General features: G+C 32.0%; 21 protein-coding genes and 1 pseudogene. All 22 read right to left on the minus strand.

The window, feature by feature from the left end; translation table 11 throughout:
- Nucleotides 1-115 precede the first annotated feature (115 nt).
- Nucleotides 116-793, minus strand: a complete 678-nt coding sequence (locus tag B5X64_RS14525; protein ID WP_079465943.1) for a hypothetical protein — start codon at nt 791-793, stop codon at nt 116-118.
- 280 nt (nt 794-1073) lie between these two features.
- Nucleotides 1074-2087: a GNAT family N-acetyltransferase gene (locus B5X64_RS14530; protein ID WP_079465944.1), complete on the minus strand. Its 1014-nt coding sequence runs from the start codon at nt 2085-2087 to the stop codon at nt 1074-1076.
- Nucleotides 2069-2806, minus strand: coding sequence for a GNAT family N-acetyltransferase (locus B5X64_RS14535; protein WP_079465945.1), 738 nt, complete (start codon nt 2804-2806; stop codon nt 2069-2071). The genes B5X64_RS14530 and B5X64_RS14535 overlap by 19 nt, the downstream gene beginning before the upstream one ends.
- Complete coding sequence (locus tag B5X64_RS14540; RefSeq protein ID WP_079465946.1) at nt 2784-3398, minus strand: sugar transferase; 615 nt, start codon at nt 3396-3398, stop codon at nt 2784-2786. Before B5X64_RS14540 ends, B5X64_RS14535 begins: the two co-directional genes overlap by 23 nt.
- A complete protein-coding gene (locus B5X64_RS14545) occupies nt 3391-4608 on the minus strand; it encodes a glycosyltransferase family 4 protein (RefSeq protein WP_079465947.1) in 1218 nt (405 codons plus the stop codon). Before B5X64_RS14545 ends, B5X64_RS14540 begins: the two co-directional genes overlap by 8 nt.
- On the minus strand, nt 4605-5114 hold the full coding sequence (locus B5X64_RS14550; protein WP_079465948.1) for an acyltransferase: 510 nt from the start codon (nt 5112-5114) through the stop codon (nt 4605-4607). Before B5X64_RS14550 ends, B5X64_RS14545 begins: the two co-directional genes overlap by 4 nt.
- On the minus strand, nt 5104-6264 hold the full coding sequence (locus B5X64_RS14555; protein ID WP_079465949.1) for a glycosyltransferase family 4 protein: 1161 nt from the start codon (nt 6262-6264) through the stop codon (nt 5104-5106). The genes B5X64_RS14550 and B5X64_RS14555 overlap by 11 nt, the downstream gene beginning before the upstream one ends.
- Before the next feature lie 8 nt (nt 6265-6272).
- Nucleotides 6273-7409 carry a hypothetical protein gene (locus tag B5X64_RS14560; protein ID WP_079465950.1) on the minus strand — a complete coding sequence of 379 codons (1137 nt, stop codon included), beginning with the start codon at nt 7407-7409 and terminating at the stop codon, nt 6273-6275.
- Complete coding sequence (locus B5X64_RS14565; protein ID WP_079465951.1) at nt 7399-8556, minus strand: O-antigen ligase family protein; 1158 nt, start codon at nt 8554-8556, stop codon at nt 7399-7401. The genes B5X64_RS14560 and B5X64_RS14565 overlap by 11 nt, the downstream gene beginning before the upstream one ends.
- 13 nt (nt 8557-8569) lie before the next feature.
- The gene (locus B5X64_RS14570) at nt 8570-9172 is read right to left on the minus strand and encodes an acyltransferase (RefSeq protein WP_079465952.1); all 603 of its coding nucleotides are present in this window, start codon (nt 9170-9172) and stop codon (nt 8570-8572) included.
- On the minus strand, nt 9169-10707 hold the full coding sequence (locus tag B5X64_RS14575; protein WP_079465953.1) for an MATE family efflux transporter: 1539 nt from the start codon (nt 10705-10707) through the stop codon (nt 9169-9171). The genes B5X64_RS14570 and B5X64_RS14575 overlap by 4 nt, the downstream gene beginning before the upstream one ends.
- An 8-nt stretch (nt 10708-10715) precedes the next feature.
- Nucleotides 10716-12008, minus strand: coding sequence for a nucleotide sugar dehydrogenase (locus B5X64_RS14580; protein ID WP_079465954.1), 1293 nt, complete (start codon nt 12006-12008; stop codon nt 10716-10718).
- Nucleotides 12009-12054: 46 nt separating this feature from the next.
- Entirely contained in the window at nt 12055-13023 is a 969-nt protein-coding gene (locus tag B5X64_RS14585) for an SDR family oxidoreductase (RefSeq protein WP_079465955.1), read from the minus strand.
- Between the two features lie 2 nt (nt 13024-13025).
- Nucleotides 13026-15401, minus strand: a complete 2376-nt coding sequence (locus tag B5X64_RS14590; RefSeq protein ID WP_079465956.1) for a GumC family protein — start codon at nt 15399-15401, stop codon at nt 13026-13028.
- A gap of 17 nt (nt 15402-15418) precedes the next feature.
- Nucleotides 15419-16228 (minus strand): polysaccharide biosynthesis/export family protein, encoded by an 810-nt coding sequence (locus tag B5X64_RS14595; protein WP_079465957.1) that lies wholly within the window; start codon nt 16226-16228, stop codon nt 15419-15421.
- Between the two features lie 107 nt (nt 16229-16335).
- Nucleotides 16336-18296 (minus strand): annotated as a pseudogene (locus B5X64_RS14600) (polysaccharide biosynthesis protein).
- A 314-nt stretch (nt 18297-18610) separates the two neighbouring features.
- Nucleotides 18611-19078 (minus strand): regulatory protein RecX, encoded by a 468-nt coding sequence (locus B5X64_RS14605; protein ID WP_079465958.1) that lies wholly within the window; start codon nt 19076-19078, stop codon nt 18611-18613.
- 194 nt (nt 19079-19272) lie between these two features.
- A complete protein-coding gene (gene glyA, locus B5X64_RS14610) occupies nt 19273-20538 on the minus strand; it encodes a serine hydroxymethyltransferase (protein WP_079465959.1) in 1266 nt (421 codons plus the stop codon).
- Between the two features lie 110 nt (nt 20539-20648).
- Complete coding sequence (arsB, locus tag B5X64_RS14615; protein ID WP_079465960.1) at nt 20649-21677, minus strand: ACR3 family arsenite efflux transporter; 1029 nt, start codon at nt 21675-21677, stop codon at nt 20649-20651.
- Nucleotides 21678-21681: 4 nt separating this feature from the next.
- Nucleotides 21682-22293, minus strand: a complete 612-nt coding sequence (locus tag B5X64_RS14620; protein WP_079465961.1) for a low molecular weight phosphatase family protein — start codon at nt 22291-22293, stop codon at nt 21682-21684.
- A gap of 77 nt (nt 22294-22370) precedes the next feature.
- Nucleotides 22371-22844 carry a DUF6428 family protein gene (locus tag B5X64_RS14625; RefSeq protein ID WP_079465962.1) on the minus strand — a complete coding sequence of 158 codons (474 nt, stop codon included), beginning with the start codon at nt 22842-22844 and terminating at the stop codon, nt 22371-22373.
- Between the two features lie 71 nt (nt 22845-22915).
- Nucleotides 22916-23245, minus strand: a complete 330-nt coding sequence (locus B5X64_RS14630) for an ArsR/SmtB family transcription factor (protein ID WP_079465963.1) — start codon at nt 23243-23245, stop codon at nt 22916-22918.
- Nucleotides 23246-23457: the final 212 nt, after the last annotated feature.

Here is a 23457-nt window from a genome sequence, read left to right on the forward strand (position 1 = left end):
GCCACATCCGGTCATTTAGCTTTATTCGTCTAAAACAAAAACCCCGGCTGAAGCCGAGGAGAGATTATACTATTGGATACTTAGGATATCTTTCAGATTATATTTAAGTTTTATATTATACTTGTTCAGGAGGAAGTTCATTTTCGTGACGGATGCCAAGATCAGAAATTTTTCTTGATATTTTGAATTTTCCGTAGAATGAAAGATCCAGTATATCATATTTTTTCATCAGCCTGTCAATTTTTGCAATGCATTGTTTCAGCTTTTTAAACTCCTCATCAAGTTCCCGTGTGGCATTTTGTGTTGTATCTATGCTGAGTCCGGCATCATACGCTTTGGCGTCAAAATTTGTGATAGCATTCTGCCATTCCTGCATTTCTACAGTGGTTACATAATCAGGGTTAAGGTTTACCTCATTACCTGCCACCAGTCTGTACAGCTTATCGCAATAGATCTTTGCCTCTATTCCACTCAGGCGTTGTATTTTAGACTTACTTGCGGTAAGCTGTTTAGCCAGGGGACTGTCTTTGCCGTCAAAAAAATCTGCTGCGGTATTGGCATAAGCTACAGTAAGGTTAATCATCCGTGCTTTAGCATTTGTTTTGAGGGAGGTATTTGCTGTAGTATCGATGTTCTGAATTCCCGCTATCCCATCAATGTTTCCAATGAGTGTATTCAGCTCTGCCACTCTGGCGGTAAGAGGATTATTTTCTGCGTATGCTGTCTGCTCAACAGAAAAAAGCTGTTTCAAGGTTTTGGCCATTTCTAGCCGATTGGTTTGTTTTGTCGTCATTGTGTTTTTATTTAAATTCAATCAAATATATGCATTTTTCACATACAAGCAATGATAAAACCAACAAAAACACAATAATCTCAAAACAATATTACATTATGTTAAAAACAAAAATTTAAGGAAAACTGCTAAAAATATTAACATCACTTTATCTTACACCCGATTCAATTAAAGCTAATGAAGTACTATTACTTTTACTTCATTATTTAAAAAAGAGTTTAAAATCTTTTGAAACCGACTGCATAGAATTTTCAAATTGCTACTAATTAGCATTAAAAGTTCATGATCTATACAGAGGGAAAAAAGATGTATTAGTTTTATCTTTGGACAATTCATTATAAACCTTTTGATTCACTATAAATTTCCATACTGAAAATTTTTTGAAATTTTTTGAAAAAGCAGATTTAAATCTAAAAAGTGAATCATCATCCTGGCCACCTACACCACCTCCTAAATGTAAATTTTCTGCAGATGTTGCATTCCCCAATAAACGAGCCTCATCTAAAATTAATTTCATAGGAGTTTCTCGAATAAATTCTTCTGTTGTTCCCGCTAAATGATATTGCATTATCTTATCTGTCAATGTAAAAATTGCACCTGCAATTACCTTATCTTCTTTTATCGCTACTAACAATTTAGAATTGAAATAATCATTATGTAAAAATTCGAAAAAATATTCTTTAGAGAAATAATAATTAGGAGTAGCCTCCACTCTGTCCATAGTTTCGTAATAAATTGCTATAAACTGTTGAATCTCTTCTTGAGTATTTGCCTCTTTCACTATGATCTCTTTTCTTCTTAACTGATTTAATTCAGATTTTAAAGATTTACGATACTCTTTACGTTGTTCTTCTGCCGACAAATTTAAGTTGATAGATACGGTTTTATTTAAATCTACTACTTCTCCTAATCCTCCAATAATGCTTTTTTGCTCGATGAGTGGATGTAGCCTAGAGAAAACTGAAACTATTTTTTGTTCGTTACAAAAATTAACAAAACTCGTTTTAAAAAAGTCTAATAATTCCGATGGCTCATAATCTTGATCAAAACTATAAACCGGACCTGCATAACCATATACAGAAGTAATATCAAAGAACTCTGTATCATCTATTGGTCTTATAACTATCGGTAAAGCTATAAAGTTTTCATCGTCTGAAAACACTAATAGTTTTGAAGTGAAAGTGTTATCAATTTGATGAAAATAGGCGGTTTGATGAAAATCAAAAATGGCAGATTTCTTAATTAATTCTTTCCATTTTAAAGAGTTATTTTCTATTATTTCAAATGTAAGCATCCTAATTTATCTATTATTTGTGAAATTGTACCTTTCATCCTTATGGAGCAATCTACTACTGGATATTGAATAGATTCATCTCTTGCCATCTCTTTATAGACAAAAGTTTTTATAGAGGGATATTCTAATGCTAATTTATTATGGACAATAATATAAAAATCATTAATAATAGTTGCTACTTTTTCTTTATTGTAGAATAAACTATTAAAGTTATTATCATCTGTAGCTATTTCAAAATGTGGGTTAAGATCTCTATCGATACGAGGGTTATTTATGAAATACCAAATATCTTTACTCACCTCTGATAAACCTAATTTTTCATACCATTTTTTTGCACCAGAATTCGACTGTAAAACATCAAGTTCTAAAAATATCATACCTTCATCCATAACAAAAGGATATCGTAGAACTGTGTTTAAAACCTCAGTACCTATACCTCTTCCACGAATTTTTTCTCCTATAAAAATATTATTCAAGAACAACGACTCATTATATTTCTTAAAATGCAAAAACCCATTTATTTCATTATCTGTAAAAACGCCAAAAATATACTGGTTTTTATCCAATAATACAGTTTTCAAATAATGTGGAAAATTTTCATCAAAATAGATTAGTTTGTCTTGAAGTACTGTATTCATAAAGATTTCTTTGTGCATCTCCACCAATCTATTTAGTTGACTAAAATCAACCAATCTTCTAATTGTGTTTTCTTTCTTCATCTAAATCTTTCATTATTGATCTTGGGTCAACTACTATATCTTCTGATTTAAAAACTTTCTTAAATGTTAATAAAATAATTTTAAGATCAAATTTTAAAGAAACTTTTTGAACATATTCTAAATCATAAAGCAAACGATCATCCCATCCTAATGTATTTCTTCCTTTCAATTGCGCCCATCCAGTAATACCCGGACTTAATGAGTGTCTCTCTTTTTCCCTTTCAGTATAATATGGTAAATATTTTTCCAATAAAGGTCGAGGTCCAATCAGAGACATTTCTCCTTTTAATACATTAATCAACTGGGGGAGTTCGTCTAATGATGTTTTTCTTACAAAAGCACCTATTGGGGTTAATCTTTCGGCGTCAGATAAAAGATCTCCATGAGCGTCTTTTTTGTCATTCATCGTTTTGAACTTTATGATACTGAAAATCTTTTCGTTTTTTCCAGGACGACGCTGGAAGAAAAACGGCTTGCCTTGGTTAGCAAAGTATAAACCTATGGTTACGATGATAAAAACAGGACTTAATATCAGCAAGGCAAATAATGCGACTGTAAAATCAAAAAAACGTTTGATAATTTTTTTATACATTTTTCATTTTTTTAATTACTTTTAAATAATTTTCCGTAGCTTTTTCTAATGAATACTTTTCTTTTGCGAGCTTCAAAGCCATTTCTCCTTGCTCATCTATTAATGACTGATCTTTTGTATACTTTACAAAATCATTTGCAGATTTCTCATTAATTTCTAATGGTAAAACATATCCTATGTTTCTCTCTCGAATTGTTTCTGCCTGCCACCCTTCATGGTTTATTAAAATGGGTTTATTTGCTCCTAAAGTATCAAAAAATTTATTGGCAGAATTCACCCATAGTTCGGGGATATCTATCACGAAAGAAGAACCCATAGAAACAGCATTATACCAGAGTGGTAGCTCGTTTTTTGTGATAGGATTTAAAATAAAAACATTTCTATTTAGAAGATCTCTTTCCTTGGCTGAATTAATAATATTTTCTTTTTCTGCTCCTGAACCTATTAAAATGTAAACCAACTTCTCATCTAGCTTTAAAGTTTCCTCAGCCAATTCGATAAACTTAATCAACCCATTAACTTTACCAAATGTACCAGCATATAAAACTGAAAACCTTGGAACAAAGCCTATAACCTCCTTTAAGTTTACTACATCACTCTTATTTTGGAAACGACTTATTTCTGAAATATTTTCAATTATAATATCTGTTTTATTCTTAAATTGGGGATATCTTGTTACAATTGAATGCTGCATACCCACTGAAAGTGGTACTATTGCGGAAGCATTTTTATAAATTGTTTTTTCCAACATATATAGCAATTTTTGCATCCATTTATTTTTAACAGCGCCTATAGCTATTACTGCTTCCGGCCAGACATCACGAACTTCGAAAATAAATGGCGTTTTATTAATCCATTTTTTCATTAAAGCGGGTATGCCAATAGTCAATGGTGTTGAAGTTGCTAATAATATATCACCTTTTAATTTCAAAAGACGAAAGGACGAAAAAAAAAGGAATTTTACAAACACTAATAATCTTTGAAAATATGATAAATGATTACCGTAAGGCAAGTAAATATAATTGACTGTGATACCTTCTCGTTCAATCACGGTCCAACGTTTATCTGTTTTATATTTTATTTCTGAGGTAGATGTAATAACTGTTACTTCTATATTTTCACTAATAAAAGATTTGGCTAAATCATAAGATCTTGTACCGCCATTTGAATCAGGAAAAGTAAAATACTGGTGTAAATAAATTAACTTCATTTTACTTCTCCTATTTTTTTTGCAGGAACTCCGCCATAAATACTTTTCTCATCTCTCATTGGTTTATTTAATACTGCTCCGGCAGCTAATATAGATTGTTTTGGAAGAATTGCTCCACCTATTACAGAGCAATTTCCTGCAACCCAAGAACCATCTTCTATCCTAACCTCATTCGCAACACCTTTTCCATAACGAAAAGAACCATTTTGAAAAATATGATTACCGGAAGAAATTATACAATTTGGTCCTATAATTACCTCTTCCCCAATTTTAATCTTTGTCCCAATTATCACATTATTATGTGCAATATAGACATTATTACCCACCTCTAGACCACTAAGAGATGTGATAGTAACTGTTGAAGCAACTTGAAAATTTTTACCACATTTCTTCATCATTAGAGAATACAAAAATCCTCTTAGCCCCATAAAAAATGGATGATTAGGCAAAAAATATGTTACAGTTTTCACAAACCATGAATACAGTATTGATGCTTTAAGCTTCATAAAATATACTTTTTATAAAATTTTTAATTGTAAAATCTTTAATTTTTTCAAAACCCTTTTTTCTGACAAAATTATATTTATCATTATCATAAATAATGGATATAATTTTATTTTTAAAATCTTCTACATCATTGAAGTTTGCAAAAATTATTTCTTCATTATCTACAAATGTTTTGGGTAAACTTCCTACTGGTGTGCTGATAATGAGCAATCCGTTTGCCATTGCTTCAAGAATTACTCTTGGAGAACCCTCAGAAAGACTTCCAAACAAAAAGATATCACCTTCTCGAAACAAATTATTAATAACCAATCTATCATCTATATGTCCTAAAAAGTCAATGTTTCTAAAATTGTTTTCGTTACAAATTGATTTTAATTTAGTATCAAACTCTCCACCACCTATAACAGTCAGTTTTATATTTGGAATTTTTCTTTGTACCATCCCAAATGCTTTTATAATTGTTTCAACACCTTTTGCTGTTCTTAAATAGCCTAAATAAATAAACCTTGCTTCGGTTGGATTTATATTTTTTTCTTTAAAGTAAAAATCATTATCAGTTAATGTAGAAGAAACTAAAGCAGTCGCTTGTATATTTTTTTTTGCTAATTTTTCAGCTATATGGTGTCCATTTGTAAATACTTTTGCCTCTTTACAGGCCCAAGTGTAGAAAGAATTCTCTAATTTAAATCCATTTATAAGAATTGTTTTCTTAATCCAGCTGAAATTAGGATTTTTTTCAGCCGCATCTATAGGATCCCCTACATAATGAATGATTCTTTTACTAGATTTTCCGTAGACTTTTTGTAGCCAGCCAAAAGGAACGGGATATCGGGCATAATAGGTATCAATATTTTTTAAATTTCTATAAGCTTTTAGATATGAGAAAAAATATTTTAAAGAACTTATGTATCCTCCACTTGTAAATGGTAGTGGATAAACAGATACATTTTTTAGATGTGATATAGCGTGACCATCTATTTTATCGGAATAATCTAAAACTTTCACAGGGGACAACAGTATAATATTATCATAATAATTTATGATTTCATTTAGGTAAATCCAATGGGTATTGGGTATATAATGTTCATTACCTAACCTTTGTAAAGTCCACGCGTGTAATAGTATTGTTCCTTTCTTTTTACTTTCCATACAGCGAATTAGTTTTTATTTAGTATTTCCATATTTCCCCGAAGTGCATCCCATTGTTTTTGATTGAAATAATCTGCACCTCGTTTTGATTTATGAAAGATTTGAATATCTGAAATATTAATACTAATTTTAAATTTAGGCTTTTTAAATTCCTTTACAGCTATTGCTGTATAGTAAGTACTTAAATTATTGATGTCAATTTGGCCTCGAATATTATAATTATTCGCACAATCATATATGCCTAAAATTGCAATGCCATACTTTCCTCCGATGATTTTTGGATTATTAATCTTGATATTTACTTTTTTATCATTTACTCCAGGTAGTTTGGCTAAAGATATGACGATTCCATAAATAGGATTATAGAAACATATTGGACTTTCAATCAGTATATTGTCTAATACATCCTCATTACTATTTGCCTCTATGTCTATACCAGCTTTCGGACTTTGACCATTTGAATTTGCTACTAAGGGTTTTATCAGTTTTACGCCATCCGCAGAAGTGATAGATAAGGCATTTCTTCTGTTGTGATCAAGATACGCATTATGAATTTCAATATTTTTACTAGGTACTCCATTTCTTCCTCCGATATATATACCATCGCCCCACATTTCTTTTACAATCGGGTTTATTATTTTTATGTTTTTTGATGAAATAATTCTGATTCCCATCCCCCATTGACCTTTTGAGTTCGAATGCTCGAATCTTTCACCTACTAAATAAGAATTATATATTTTTACATTTTCTATATGATCAACAATCAAAACTGCAAAGTGCGATTTATTATTGGGATTGGATTTCAAAACACAGTCCGTTTGAAATATCAAAATTTGGTTGGAATTTAATTTTAAACCATTCTCATTTATTTGAATTTCTTCATTAGGCAAAACAACAACATTATGCTTATTAAGAATTTCTTGAATGAATTCAGTCGGATTTTTTTGATTTTTAACAGATTTTATGTAAACTGCCTTTTTGATATATACATCTATTTCTTCTTTATATTTATTTTTATCAGCATTCGAATGCAGGTACTTATTTGATATAGGATAATATCTAAACTCTTTATACAAAAGCGATTGTTGTGCACATACTATACTTATACAACTGATTAAAATTATAAAAGCTATTCTATTTTTCATTTCTAATTTTTAATGAATTGCTTTTATTTAAACTTCCGTTTATGCAAGCTAAAAAATACCACATAATTAAATATAACAATACGCCTCCTGTTTTGCTCATAATGAAAACCATAGAAAAGAAAATTATGAGATAAATGATATTCTTTTCTCTCTTATACTGTTTGATATTCTTTATTAAGAGCACTGCTAAGAAGTACATAAAAATAATTAGTGCAAATAATCCTCCCGTTACCGCTAAATAAATAAACAAGTTGTGTGTATCTATAATTTTACCTTGTCTAATATTTATTTCTACTTTGTAGCCAATCTCACCAACCCCAAATGGATTATTTACAAATATATCATAAGCACTTTCCCAAATGTCACTTCTACCGCTTGTAATATTTGCGTCCAAAAACCTATTATATAACGCACTATTTAGAAATATATTAAATACAAAAGTTGAGATTATTAAAGCTGAGAATATTACAAATCTTTTTACTCTTTTTGAAATATTCTTTAAAAGTAAAATATAAATAACAACCGATAAGATACAAAGAATAAATGATCCCTTTGAGCCTGAGGCTAACAATAAGTTAAACATAAAAGGTATTGGAACAGCCAATAAAAATCTAAAAAACTTTGGTAGCCTAAGACCATTTTCGATTACCCCCATTACCAAAAACAAGATACCTAAACTGGTTCTAACACTTAATGAATTAGGATTTTCTCCTAGAAAAAATAATCTATCATTTCTAATATCAAAAGAGCTTGCACCCAAAATATTAAATGCAAATAGAATACTCAAAATTCCCATACCAATTCCGAAACTAATCAATGAAGTAGTAATTAGTTTTGGATAGATTGAAAAAAAAGTAGATAAAAAAACAAAAAAAATAATTGCTGTTAAAAACTTAAAATTAAGTGCTGATTCACCTTGAATATGATAATCAAATATGCTCCCTAATATTAAGAATAATAAAAAAATTAAAAATAAAGGAAACGCATTTTTAATTTTTTTACTAATTATATACCAATTTTTCGAAGAAGATAAAACATGGATAAAAATCACTCCAATCAGTAATTCTTTTAGAAAGGGTAAATATTTTTCGGAAAATAAACCCAATGCTAATAGTATGGATAGCGATATAATTAAAATTTTAGGCATTGAGTTTTACTTATTAATCTTCAAATACTCGAGGAACTTTATCAATATCAGTCTTGACAATTTTGCCTGGATTACCAGCCACAATTGAATTAGGAGGTACATCTTTTGTAACGACTGTGTTTGCAGCTACTATGGAATTATTCCCAATTCTTACTCCTTTGTTAATTCTTGCATATTGGCCAATCCAAACGTTTTCCCCAATGATAATAGGTTTAGAATCTGAGTATTTCCATTTTCTAAAGTCAGAACCTACCTTACTTTTTTGCATAATGATCCTGTCGTAAGGATTGACTGGATGGTTATTATTGTCAACAATTGTTACATTATTTGATATTACAGTTCCTTGCTTTATCGTAATTGACTCTACAGCACCAACAAACGAATTATATCCAATCTGCGTGTTTGCTTCAAATATTATTTTACCACCATTTTGACTTATTAATCTTGCGTGCATTAATACATTAGCTCCGATCATTATATCATTTCGAGTACTCCCATTTGATATACTCATTTGAGAAGTTTTGTTAAAATCAACATCTTTATCAAGTAAAGCCTTCTTACTAAACTTTAAATGTAATCTTTTTTTATAAAGTCGGTGAATCAATGTATAAATCATTTTCTTTTTATTTTAGAAATCAAACTGTTATAAATTCCTTTTAATATCTTTTTTTCTTCATGATTAAAAATAAAATAAAAATAAAGGACTGAGTATAAACTTACAAAAATGAAAGTATTAACTATTAAATTTAAATTTTGATTATCAATAAAAATGTAATTTTTAATAATCATTAAAATAGATAAAATTACTATATATAAGATACAGGGATAAATGATGGATGACGTGTAAAATTCTTTAATGTTTAAACCAACTTTTTTACCTGCGAAATGTACAGTTGTAATAAGAGTTAAAAATTGAGCTATAACCAAAACAATAAATATGGAAATTGGTGGTAATTCTAAATAATAAAGAAGATACCCAATGGGCAATATAGCAACCAATAATATAGATATAACTATCTGATACCATTTGATGTTTCCTTCAGCATATAATGCTCTAGTAATACCCGGATATAGCTGCATTATTAAAAACGCAACTATTATAACTCTACAAAATTCAACACTATATTCTGGAGCTTTATTTAACCAAATATCTAAGATTAAAGGGGTAAATACTAATACAGGAATTGCGATAACGCTTGATAAATAGAAAGTCATTTTGGAAGAAAAAATAGAAATAAAAAGCATTTTTTCATCATTTCCTTCCCCCTTTGCTTTAACAATCATTGGCGTAAATACAGTAGTTAAAGTTCCGGCAAAAGTAATTACTAAAGCATTAACTTGATTTGCTATACCGTATGCCGCATTTAATAGGACACCAAAAAAAACATTTAAAATAAGTGCAATACCTTGATTCCTAACTATCATAGTTAGGGAACCTAGTGTATTCCAGCCAGCAAAAGCAAACATTTCCTTAAACAAATATTTGTCTATATTTCCTTTTAGTTTTATACGGCATTCTGGATATCTCCAAACACACCATACATAGTTTATTAATCCACCCATCCCAATTGCGAAAAGCATCAATATCGTATAAGTAAGCAATAAATCTGAAGTAGTATATAAAAGATATATCGCTGCACATAATTTTAATAGGGAAACAATTGTTTCTGAAATAGAAAAAAACCATAGCTCCTCTCTTGCATTAAGGGCAGCATTATATGGAATTACAACGATGGTAATAAATGATGAAATAATCATCACACTAAAAACTTTTTTTGCCACCCCCACCATCTCAGGTTTAATATTTAAAAAACCATTAAAAAAAAGTGGCTGAATTGCAAATAAAATTATCGCAATAATAATTCCTAAAAGTAGATGAACTAGAAAGCTAATTTTAAAAACATTTGCCAACTTTACATCATCTTTTTGTCCCATAGCAATAGATAAGAATCGCTGTGAAGAAACCATCAAAGCACCATTGAAAAATGCCAACATCGTTATTATTCCCGCTATTAAATTATAGAGACCATAAGAATCAATACCTAACTCTTTTAAAACGATTCTTGTGGAAACAAGAGTTACAAATGCATTTACAATAATCTTTATATACAAAGATCCTGTATTGAACAATACTTTATCTGATTGTCTCATAAAATATTTTACAGCTTTCCATCAACTTCAATTACAACTCCTTTAACGTCATAAATGATAGCATTTTCTTTTTTCAATTTTCTAAAATCCAATTCTTTGAATTCATTATGCGCAACACCTAACACTATTGAATCAAATTTCTTTTCCGGAATTTCAGAAAAACTTTCAATTCCATATTCATGCATAACTTCCTTTGGGTTGGCCCATGGATCGTAAATGGTAACAGTTACTGAATATTCTTTCAAAGCTGAAACTACATCTACAATTTTTGTATTACGAACATCAGGACAATTTTCTTTGAATGTAACACCTAACATTAATACTTCTGCACCATTTACATTGATTCCTCTCTTAATCATACATTTTATAACCTGTGCTGCAACATATTCACCCATTGAATCGTTAAGCCTTCTTCCTGCTAAGATAATTTCAGGATGATACCCGTGTTCTTGTGCTTTCTGCGCCAAATAATAAGGATCGACACCAATACAGTGACCACCTACCAATCCTGGTTTGAAAGGAAGGAAATTCCATTTGGTACCTGCCGCTTCTAGTACAGCATGGGTATCAATCTCTAATAAGTTGAATATTTTTGCCAATTCGTTAACAAAAGCGATATTGATGTCACGCTGAGAATTTTCTATCACTTTTGCAGCTTCTGCCACTTTAATAGTGGGAGCCAAGTGAGTACCTGCAACAATTACAGATCTGTATAAATTATCAACAATTTTTCCAATTTCTGGTGTAGACCCTGAAGTCACTTTTAAGATCTTTTCTACAGTATGCTCTTTATCACCCGGATTAATTCTTTCAGGTGAATAGCCTGCAAAGAAATCTACATTAAACTTTAATCCCGATATTTTCTCTAAAACAGGAATACATTCTTCTTCGGTAGCACCAGGATAAACTGTAGATTCGTAGATTACAATATCACCTTTAGATAATACTTTGGCTACAGTTTCACTTGCCTTGTAAAGAGGTGTAAGATCTGGACGGTTGTTTTTATCAACAGGGGTCGGTACTGTTACTATATAAATATTGGCTTCTCTGATATCATCTAAATTTGCTGAACAATACAAACCGCTTGTAGCAAAAACAAATGGGTTTTCTTTCACTAAAACAGCTTGTAAGATCTCATCTTCTACCTCCAAAGTATTGTCTGTACCTTGATTGAGTTCATCTATACGCTTTTGATTGATATCAAATCCTACGACAGGATATTGTGTTGCAAACAAACGTGCTAAAGGCAAACCTACATATCCTAAACCGATAATAGCAATTTGATGTTTCGAATTATTCATTTTTTAGAGTTTTTGTTATTAGTTTAAACAACTTTTTTTCATGGATTTATTTAAGGTTTTCCCAATACCATTTTACAGCCTCACCAAGACCAAGATCTATAGTATGTGTAGGCTTATAATTTAATAATGACTGCGCTTTTTCTATAGATGCCAAAGAGTGTGGTATATCTCCTATTCTGTTGGGTCCATAGGTAATATTAATATCTGTAATTTTTTTATCAAAATTACTTAGATGCTTTTTGAGATGTGTTACGAGATCATTTAAAGTTGTACGATCTCCCACTGCTGTATTATACACTGTGTTAATGGCATCTGGATTATCAGTCAGCATCGCCAGTTCGTTCATCTGAATGACGTTATCTATATAGGTGAAGTCTCTTGAATAATCACCAGTACCGTTAATAGTAGGCGACTCGTGGTTCATCAGTTGTTTTACAAACAAAGGTATCACAGCAGCATAAGCACCATTGGGGTCTTGACGACGCCCAAACACATTGAAATATCTTAAACCAATGCATTCAATACCGTACGTTCGGCTAAAAACATCTGCATATAACTCGTTAACATACTTTGTAATAGCATAGGGTGATAAAGGTTTTCCTATAACATCTTCAACCTTTGGTAAAGATTCAGAATCTCCATAAGTAGATGAAGATGCTGCATATACAAATCGTTTAACCTTTGCATCTCTTACCGCGATCAGCATATTTAAAAAACCAGACACATTCACATCATTGCTGGTTGTGGGATCTTTAATAGAACGGGGAACAGACCCTAATGCTGCTTGATGCAATACATAATCTACCCCTTCTACAGCTTTTTGGCAAGTTGGAAAATCGCGAATATCACCTTCGATAAGTTGATAATTTGGATCTTGAAGAAATACTTCTATATTATGACGATGTCCAGTCGCAAAATTGTCTAAACAAACAACATTATAGCCTTTATTTAAAAAATATTCTGTAAGATTTGAACCTATAAATCCAGCTCCTCCAGTAATTAAAATTTTGTTCATTATTATGATTTAAATATTTTTTTCCACCAAGACTCATTAGAATCAGCATTATAACCATAGCCATATTTGTAACCATAGCCATAACCACTGTTCATTTTGCTTACATCATTTAATACCACCCCTACATTTTTAATTTTCTTATCTTTTACTTGTTTATTGATGAAGCTAATTAATTCTTTTTCGGTATAACCAGAGCGGGTAACATAGAGTGTGAGATCTGCCACGTCAGCAATTAAGAATGAATCTGTGACCAACATCAAAGGCGCACTATCCAATATAATATAATCATAGATTGGTTTTAAGCTTTCTACAAGTTCTTGATATCTTCCATTAGATAATAATTCTGTAGGGTTTGGAGTAATAACCCCTGAATAGATCACATCACAATACGGATTGAATGAAGTAGGGTGAATAACTTCTGAAACATTAATTTGCTCATCATACATAAATTCTGAAAGACCGATCAGCCCTTTTCTGCTTTCGTTATATCTCTGTAGTTGAGGATTTCTAATATCTGAACCAATAATAAGTACCTTTTTTCTAGGTGTTGCCAATGTTAAAGCTAAATTAACCGAAGTAAATGTTTTCCCCTCACCTTTAACTGTAGAAGTAACAAGAACCACATTTCCTTTTTTATTCTTTGGCAACATGAAATTAATATTGGTAATTAAAATTCTGAACGCTTCTGCCAAAGGAGACAAATCATTTAATTGCACAACTTCAGGATCACCTTTTTGCACTGACGGAAGCTCACCAATTACAGGCGCTCCATCGAGCAATTTTTCCAAATCAAGCTTTGCTTTAATTTTATTGTTGAATAACTCTAATAAGTAAATAACTGCAAAAGGAATGAGCAACCCAATAATTAATGATGCCAGATAAATGATCATTTTTTTAGGAGAAACAGGTTTAGGATCAGTTAATGCATCATCAACGATCCTTGCTTTCGGTGCTGCAATTGCTAAAGATATTGCAGCTTCTTCACGTTTTTGCAATAATAATAAATACAACTGTTCTTTTATATTCTGCTGTCTTTCAATACTCCTGAACATTTTTTCCTGAACCGGAATTTTAGAAATTTTCCCTGACAATCTGTTTTGTTCACCCAAAATAGTATTTTTTGCAATCTGCAATCCTGATCTGTTTTTCTGCAGACTCTGAACGATAGAACTTCGCATGCTGGTAATCTGATTGGTAATATCCTGCACTACAGGGTTGGCATTCGTAGAATTTTCAAGCAACCTGTTTCGTTCAATCACCAACTGATTAAACGCTTCTATACTTGCGGCAATACTTTGATCTGAAAGTCCTACGTTCAACGGTAAAACCTGATAAGTGCCATGTCTGTTGACAGATGTCAGTAAACTATTGATCAATTCAAGCTGAGTTTCATTTTCTAGCTGTAGCTGACGATTACCCATCTCTGTCTTTAATGAAAGTTCCGCTTCTGTCTGAATATCGGCAATATTATTTTTAACTTTAAAGTCTTCTTTCTGCGATTCTACATTCCCAAGTTCTCTGCTGATCAACGACACTCTTTCATCAATAAAAGAAGCCGTTTTTTGCGCTTCTGAATTTTTATCCAAATTAGCTTCGCGGTTGTAATTAACCGCCAAGCGATTCAAAATATTTTCTGCTTTCTCAGGAACAGGGTCAGAAATAGTAATATTCAGTACAGTAGCCTCTAACTGAGCTAAACTTACCTTAAGCTTGCTTAGATAATATCTTGCCCTATTCATACCCGACATAAACTGCAGGATGTACATATTTTTTTGATCGGAATTTCCTTTGAATTTGGGGTTTTTCTGGAACATTACCACCCCAAAAGGCATGGTCACCGCAGTGTTAAACTGTGCCTGTATCTCTTTTTTAAGATCTTCAGATCTAATGATGATCTTGTTCCCTTCAATTTGAGCAGTAACCTCATTTTTAGGATATTTTGCCTTCTTTTTTTCACTGATAATACGTACCAGAAAAGGAGAAGACTCCTGATAGAGCTCTGTTTCTTTTATACTTCCCTTAGAATAAACACCGGTTTCCAATGCCAACTCTTTCACCACAGAAAGCATCAGCTTTTTTGATTTTAGGATCTCAATTTCGTTATCTACAGAATTGGTTCCCATACCACCGATGCCGCCCAATTCAGAGATCACTGACATTTCAGGCTGTGAAGAGGCTGATTTTTTTACTTCCTTAATTAATAAAGTAGACTCTGTACTGTATACGGGAATACTGTATCTTAAAAAAAACCATGCAGCAATAACCGCTACAATTACTCCTATAATAAACCAATACCAACGATGAATATAAGGTTTTATGATCTCTCTGATATTGAACGTTTCTTCCTGAAACTCTTCTTGTGTTTGGTTGTAATCCACTATAAAAAATTCTTATATTAGTTTTTTGTAAGTGCTAAAACTCCAATAACCAAAGAAGCAATAACCGATGCAACCGAAATATACAGACCTGTATTAGGATCTACTCTAGCCGCTTTTTCTCGGTTAGCATTCGGCTGTACATAGATCATATCATTCTGCTTTAAATAATAATAAGGTGAATTGATAAACTGCGCACTGGTCAAATCAATTCTATGATGAGTAATCTGTCCGTCTACAGTTCTAATAATCAGAACATTTTTACGGATACCATAAGTGGTTAGGTCACCGGCTAATCCTAAAGCAGCCAACACTGTAGTATTTCCGTCAGGAACTACATAGACTCCCGGTCTGGCAACTTCACCCATTACCGACACTTTGAAGTTGATCAATCTTGCATCAATAACGGGATTCTTTACGTATTCACCGACAAGATTCGTTAATTTTAATCTAAAACTCTCGATATTTTCATCTTTAGTGTTTACTTTACCGATTTGAGGAAAAACGATATTATAATCAGTATCTACAATATAAGTTTGGCCGACAACTGGGCCTGGTTGCTGAGTAACGTTAGAGCTTGGAGCTGAGTAACGAACAACTTCAGAACTTGACGAATAGCTCTGGTTAAATGGCTTAACAACATCCAGATCTTTTGCCGTTACGGAAATAATCAACTGATCGCCGGGTTGTAATGTCGTACGGCTGTTTTTAATTGAATTATCTAAGGTAATATTTTCAATGTCTTGCATGTAATTAATATCCTGTCTCGGTGTACAAGAAAATAAGGCAAGACCTAAAGCACTATATACAAAATATTTTTTAAAATTCATTTTCGGTAATTTTTTCACAAAAATAGGATTATTATTTTTTAAATAAAACTTGTTGAGGATTATATTGGGAATTAGCTGTTAATTATGTTTAACAACAGCTATGTTTTTCATATTAAATTTGACGCATCTGTAAGATTCTTATTGTCGAGCACTTCGAATTCTGAATTGTTACTAATAAATTCCGGCACAATGTCTTTCAGAAGCTGTACAACGTGCAACTTGTCTCTTTTTACCGCTGCAGTGATCACTTGTTTACATAAAAATTCAATTTCGTCAAAACCAATCAAAGGATCTTTAGAAATCATAATTTTTTCATGATGCGTAGGAACTGTCGTCGCATTATTGCTCAGTAGCTCTTCGTACAATTTCTCACCTGGCCTTAAACCTATAAATTTTATCTCAATATCTACCTCTGGTCTAAACCCAGATAATTTAATCATTCTTTTGGCTAAATCTAAAATCTTAACAGGTTCTCCCATATCAAAAACGTAGATTTCACCTCCGGCACCCATCGTTCCTGCCTGAAGAACCAATTCGCAAGCCTCAGGAATTGTCATGAAATATCTTATAATATCAGGATGGGTAATGGTAATAGGACCACCCTTTTCAATCTGTTTTCTAAAATGAGGGATCACCGAACCGTTGGAACCTAATACATTTCCAAAACGGGTAGTAATGAATTTTGTTGTATTGCCTTCTAAATTTTGTAAAGACTGTACAAAAAGCTCAGCTGTTCTCTTCGAAGCCCCCATTACATTGGTAGGATTTACTGCTTTGTCTGTAGAAACCATTACAAAACGGTTTACTTTATATTTTTTTGAAAGCAAAGCCACATTCTTAGTCCCCAATACATTTACAAAAATAGCTTCATGTGGGTTTTCTTCTATCAAAGGAACATGTTTGTAAGCAGCGGCATGATAAACCATTGAAAACTGATAAACTTCAAATATTTTTTCCAGTCTGTAAGAATTAGAAATATCTGCCAAGACAAATTTGAATTTCTGCCCAGGGTATCTTTCAAGCAATTCGAGTTCCAGTTCGTATAAGGGAGATTCTGCCTGATCAAGCACAACAATGAGTGAAGGATTAAACTGAGCGACTTGGCGTACAATTTCACTACCAATAGAACCCGCCCCCCGGTAACTAAAATATTCTTATTAAAATGTCTTTTTGTAACATCCTTATTTTCAATCTTTATAGGTCTACGATTTAGTAGATCTTCAATTTGAAGCTGACGAATTCCCCCTACCAAGTCAGAATCACGCATTTTACTCAATGTAGGGGCTTTTAAAACTTTCAGCCCGTGATCTAGCGCCAATGTCATCCATTCTTCGAGCTCTTGCTTTGACATAATTTCTTTGATGATCAAGAGCGCATCAAACTGTTTAATTAGATTTTTATTTTTAAAAAAATAATCACTATTATAAATTTTATTTCCCAGCAGAACCGCCTTGTTTGAATCTGATCGTTTGGTGACAAAACCCTCTAAGCGATAAGGATAATTGGGATTATGAAGTATTGCTCTTGCCAAAGAAACTGAGGCATCACTTACCCCCACTACTGCCACTCTGGTGTTTGACGAAGCCCCTTTAATATCAATTAAAATATTAAAAAACTGTTTGATGAGCATTCTAAAGAAGAACATCAGTGAAACAGAAATAAAAAAGTAAAGAAATAAAGTGGGATACAAATAAAACGATCTCCCTAATAATTTATCTATACAAAAATTGATAGACATTAGTGTTATCAAAGTACTTCCTGAAGACAAAAGAATCTTAAACAAATCAAAAAAAGTAGAATGCCTTACAATACCTGCATATGTTCTAAAAACAAACATAAACAATAAGTTAACCCCGATAAGTAATATTCTTTTTTCTAAACTTTGATTAGGAAAATTGACCCGTACCTGTAGCCAATCTAAAAACATATACGACAGAAATATTGAAAAAAACACAATAGAAATATCAATAAGAATGACAATCCACCTTGGTATATATCTTAGATCTGTAAGTTTAACAATATTGTCCCCATTATACAGTGCAGTAAAAGCATCAGTAAGCTTTTTCATTCAGCATTTTGATATTTCGGTTATTCGGCAAAGGTAATGATATTATTTTTATAAAAAAATCAACATAATATTTATTTACTTAGGAACTATTAAAAAAAAGAGAAAAACAATACTATATATAAATGAATTAAATAATTATGTTAACAAACCAATACCTCAAAACATTTTTAAAGAAAATCATTTGAAGGTCTTAAAACAAGTCTAATAAGTAAGATAGTAAGCCTTACTTTCATCTAATCTGCAAGATTATCGGTTTTTAGGAGAAAATAAACAATACAATATATCATTAATTTAATGATATATTACAGCTTATGTTAATTTTCTATAACCTGCAAAATAAATTCATATTCAAAGCCTCTACTTAAAAGATATTTAATCGTTTTTGCTTTTTTTTGATACTCCTTCACCCCTTTCAATTTCGACTCGTAGTTTTCGTATATCTTATTGATTGTATTCAAATAATCACTTTCGTCAATTTCATCGAAACAACTGGAAATTAGTTTTTCAGTAATGCCTTTTTGTTTTAAATGCATCTTAATCTTCGTTCTGCCCCAACTTTTTATATAAAACTTTCCACGAATATAACTTCTTGTAAATCTTTCTTCGTTCAGATAATTTTCTTTCATCAAAAACAAAAGAATTTCTTCTTTCGCTTCGGGGATCAAAACAAACTCCCGCATTTTTTGCTCAACCTCAGCATGACAACGATCCTGATACACACAATAATTGGCCAGTTTCTGTTTTATTTCTTCAAAGGTGAAAAGTTTTTTTTCGGGCTGCATAGTTTAGTTGATAGTTGATAGTTGATAGTTGATAGTTGATAGTTGATAGTTGATAGTTGATAGTTGATAGTTGATAGTTGATAGTTGATAGTTCAAAATTACAATTTGCAAAAAAGAGGTGCAAAATATTTGCACCTCTTTTTATTTTTATATTGAAAAGCCAAAAGCAAATTGCTATCAGCTAAAAGCAATTCTTAATAATTGAATAAAGCCTTACCTTCCATTAATTGGTTTACTTTCTTTCTAGTGTCAGCGATTACTTCTTCATTTTTAATATTGTCTACCACTTCAGAAATTAATTCTGCAATAGTATTCATATCATTTTCTTTAAGACCTCTAGTTGTGATCGCTGCAGTTCCTAATCTGATACCAGAAGTAGTGAACGGAGATTTATCATCAAACGGTACCATGTTTTTATTACAAGTAATATCCGCTTTAACCAAAGCTTTTTCAGTTTCTTTTCCGTTGACACCTTTATTTCTAAGGTCAACCAACATCAAGTGATTGTCTGTTCCTCCACTTACAATATCAAAACCTAAATCTACCATTGCTTTTGATAAAGCCTGGGCATTAGATTTAACTTGTTTTGCATAAGTCAAAAACTGATCATCAAGCGCTTCACCAAAAGCAATTGCTTTACCAGCGATTACATGCTCCAATGGTCCACCCTGAATTCCAGGGAAAACAGCTCCGTCAAGCACCTGACTCATCTGCTTGATTTCTCCTTTTGGAGTTTTGTGTCCGTACGTATTTTCAAAATCTTTTCCCATCATAATCATTCCTCCTCTTGGACCTCTTAAGGTCTTGTGAGTCGTCGTGGTAACAACATGACAGTGTTCGAATGGAGAATTTAATAATCCTTTTGCAACCAAACCTGCAGGATGTGCAATATCTGCCCAAAGTGTCGCTCCGATCTCGTCTGCAACCTCTCTGAATTTTGCATAATCTAAATCTCTTGAATACGCCGAGAAACCAGCAATTAACATTTTTGGTCTTTCTCTCAACGCTACTTCTCTCATTTGGTCATAATCAATCAAACCAGTTTCCTGCTGTACTCCGTAAGAAACTACGTCATACTGAATTCCTGAAAAGTTAACTGCAGAACCATGAGTAAGGTGACCTCCCATAGAAAGATCCATTCCCATGATTTTATCTCCAGGTTTCAACACTGCCAAATAAATTGCTGCATTTGCCTGAGAACCAGAATGCGGCTGAACATTTACATAATCAACCCCGAAAAGCTGTTTTGCTCTGTCGATTGCCAATGTTTCAACCTCATCTACTACTTCACAACCTCCGTAATATCTTTTTCCCGGATATCCTTCTGCATATTTATTCGTCAATACACTTCCCATTGCTTTCATTACATTTTCAGAAACAAAGTTTTCTGAAGCAATAAGCTCTAATCCGTGGGATTGTCTTTCTCTTTCTTTTTCGATAAGGTCAAAAATAATGTCCATTTATTCTTAGATTTTTAGATTTTGAACCCCAAAAATACGGAATTTAGTATAGATTTAAGTATTTACTACAATGATTTTTACACTTAAGTCTTTACTTTTTCAATTTAATTTTAATAGAATTTTCTCTTTAACCACAAACTGGCTCTTACCAATAAAATCAACACCGGAACTTCTACCAAAGGACCTATAACGCCTACGAAAGCTTGTGCAGAATGAATTCCAAAGACAGAAATGGCAACCGCAATCGCCAATTCAAAATTATTTCCTGTAGCAGTAAATGATATTGAAGCATTTTTATCATAAGAAACATTCAACCATTTATTAATGAAGAAACTTACTAAAAACATCAATACAAAATAGATAACAAGAGGAATTGCTACTTTCAAAACATCCATCGGAAGTTCTACAATTTTATCACCTTTTAAGCTAAACATCAATACAATGGTGAATAATAAAGCATACAATGTAATCGGAGAAATCTTTGGTACAAATTTCCGGTTGTACCATTCTACACCTTTTAATTTCACTAAAAAGTAACGTGTTAGAAATCCTGCTAAAAAAGGAATCCCAAGATAAATTAAAACACTTTGCGTTACATCTTTCATGGGTACAGAAACATTAAAACTTCCCAATCCTAATTTTTGTGGTAAAACATTGATGAACAACCATACAAAAAAGCTGTAAGAAAAAATTTGAAACACACTGTTCAAAGCGACCAAAAGTGCAGCATATTCCCGGTTTCCTTTCGCTAAATCATTCCAGACGATTACCATTGCAATGCATCTTGCTAAGCCAATCAAGATTAATCCAATCATATAATCCGGTTCATTTTTTAGAAAAATAATGGCTAGAATAAACATTAGAATCGGGCCAATAATCCAATTGAGCAGCAATGAAAGTGATAATACTTTTTTATCTTTAAATGCTATTGGCAATAGAGAATAATCTACTTTTGCAAGCGGCGGGTACATCATCAAAATTAAACCGATTGCTAACGGAATATTGGTACTTCCTACCGAAAGCGAATTGGTAACAGATGAAATATTAGGAAATAAAAAGCCTAAACCTACTCCGATTGCCATTGCAAGAAAAATCCACAGAGTAAGATAACGGTCGAGAAACTTGAGTTTGGGTTGCATTCAATTATTTTTTAATTAAAGAAAAAACATACAGACATTCCATCGCAATTTGATTGCTTCTTTCAGTATATTTTTCGTCCTGAAGAATAGAATTATCGTAAGATTTTGGATCAAAATAAGTCGTCCCAATTCTTAAATCACACCCCGGAATAAACGGACAGTTTTCGTCTGCATCTCCACACGTCATTACTGCCACAAAATTTTCTTTAGGCAAAGTTTCATTGTCAATGGTTTTTGAAAAACAAAGATTCGATTTATTCTCTCCAAAAACGACTTCGTATTTAGGATTGAGAGCTTCGTCTAATTTTTTCACTTCAAATCCTGAAGAAATCAATGCATTGATAGCATTTTGATTGAAAGATGTTGTTTGTGTTCCTGCAGAAAAAGTATGGATATTGAAACCATAAACATCGGCAGCCACTTTTGCCCAAACCTGTCCCAAATGACTTCTGCGGGAATTATGTGTGCAAACATACACCAGGTTGATTTCTTTGCCTGAATGTAATTTCTCCTGAATATGGCTGGCTAATTTTTCCAAAAGAACTTTTCTTTCAGCATTAATTTCTTTAAAATTTTTACTGATGATTTTGCAACGGTCTTTAATTTGTTGATTCATTTCGAATTTAAATTATATTGTTATGCCACGAATACACGAATCATTCTAATACATTCGTGCATCCGTGCCTAAAAAAATTAACAACATCCACTTCCAGGTTCACAAGAATTACCTGAATTTGAAGTTAATTCTATTAGGTTTTTCTGTTGTTTTTCTGAAGGAATTCCGCAAGCATCCTGAGCTAAACAAGCTGTCGTTTTGTTCACTAAAACAAAGTTTTTCCCATTGAATTCTAAATCATATTTTCCGATGGTTTGAGATTGATATTCTACTTCAATTTCTAAATCTTCAATACCCAATTTTTCTTCGGAAAGATTGATGATATGTAAAAGTTTTGCAGGTTTAAGACGATGCTCAAAATCATCGGCATCCCATAGTTGGAAGTTTACTGCTTTTTCTGTTCGAATCACTCCGCCACAGTCGATAAAGTTTTTGGTAATTTGCCCTACTTCCGTTACGTGAAAATGTTCGGGGACAAAAGTTCCGTTTTCCAGTTGAAATTCTACATTTTCTAATGATGGTAAAATTTCTTTAATCTTTGAAAGTTTCATATGATTTATATTTAATTAATTTTAAATTGTAATATTGCTATATAACGATGATTGTGAATAAAAAAATGCCTTTAACAGCATGATTCTGATTGAATATCCTGAGTGAAAAATAATCCCAATTCATCTTGAACTGTTTTCCAGACTTTCTCATCAATACAATAGCAAACCGATTTTCCTTCGATAGAGCCTTTGATGATTCCTATATTTTTCAGTTCTTTTAAATGTTGTGAAATTGTAGCTTGTGCTAAACCTAACTCTTCTACCAAATCATTACAGATACACGCTTTCTGATTGATAATATGCTGTAAAATTGCAATTCTTGCCGGATGCCCCAAAACTTTGAAGAGCGTTGCCAATCTGTTTTGCTTTTCGCTAAAAATCTCAGTCTTTGTAAGTCCCATTTCCTTATTTTAATATTGCAATATTACGATAATAAATTTATTACTGAAAATAAATTTTAATTTTTATCTTTAGAATCATCAAAATTGATAAAAAGTTAATATCAAAATTTAGTTATAGAACTTGTTTAAACTTATTTAGAAAAAGAGTTTCCAGAAAATTAGCAATTTAGAGTTGCAAAAAAAAAGAACTAAAATCTGGAACTCATAAGCAA

The organism is Chryseobacterium balustinum (assembly GCF_900168205.1).
Lineage (GTDB): Bacteria > Bacteroidota > Bacteroidia > Flavobacteriales > Weeksellaceae > Chryseobacterium > Chryseobacterium balustinum.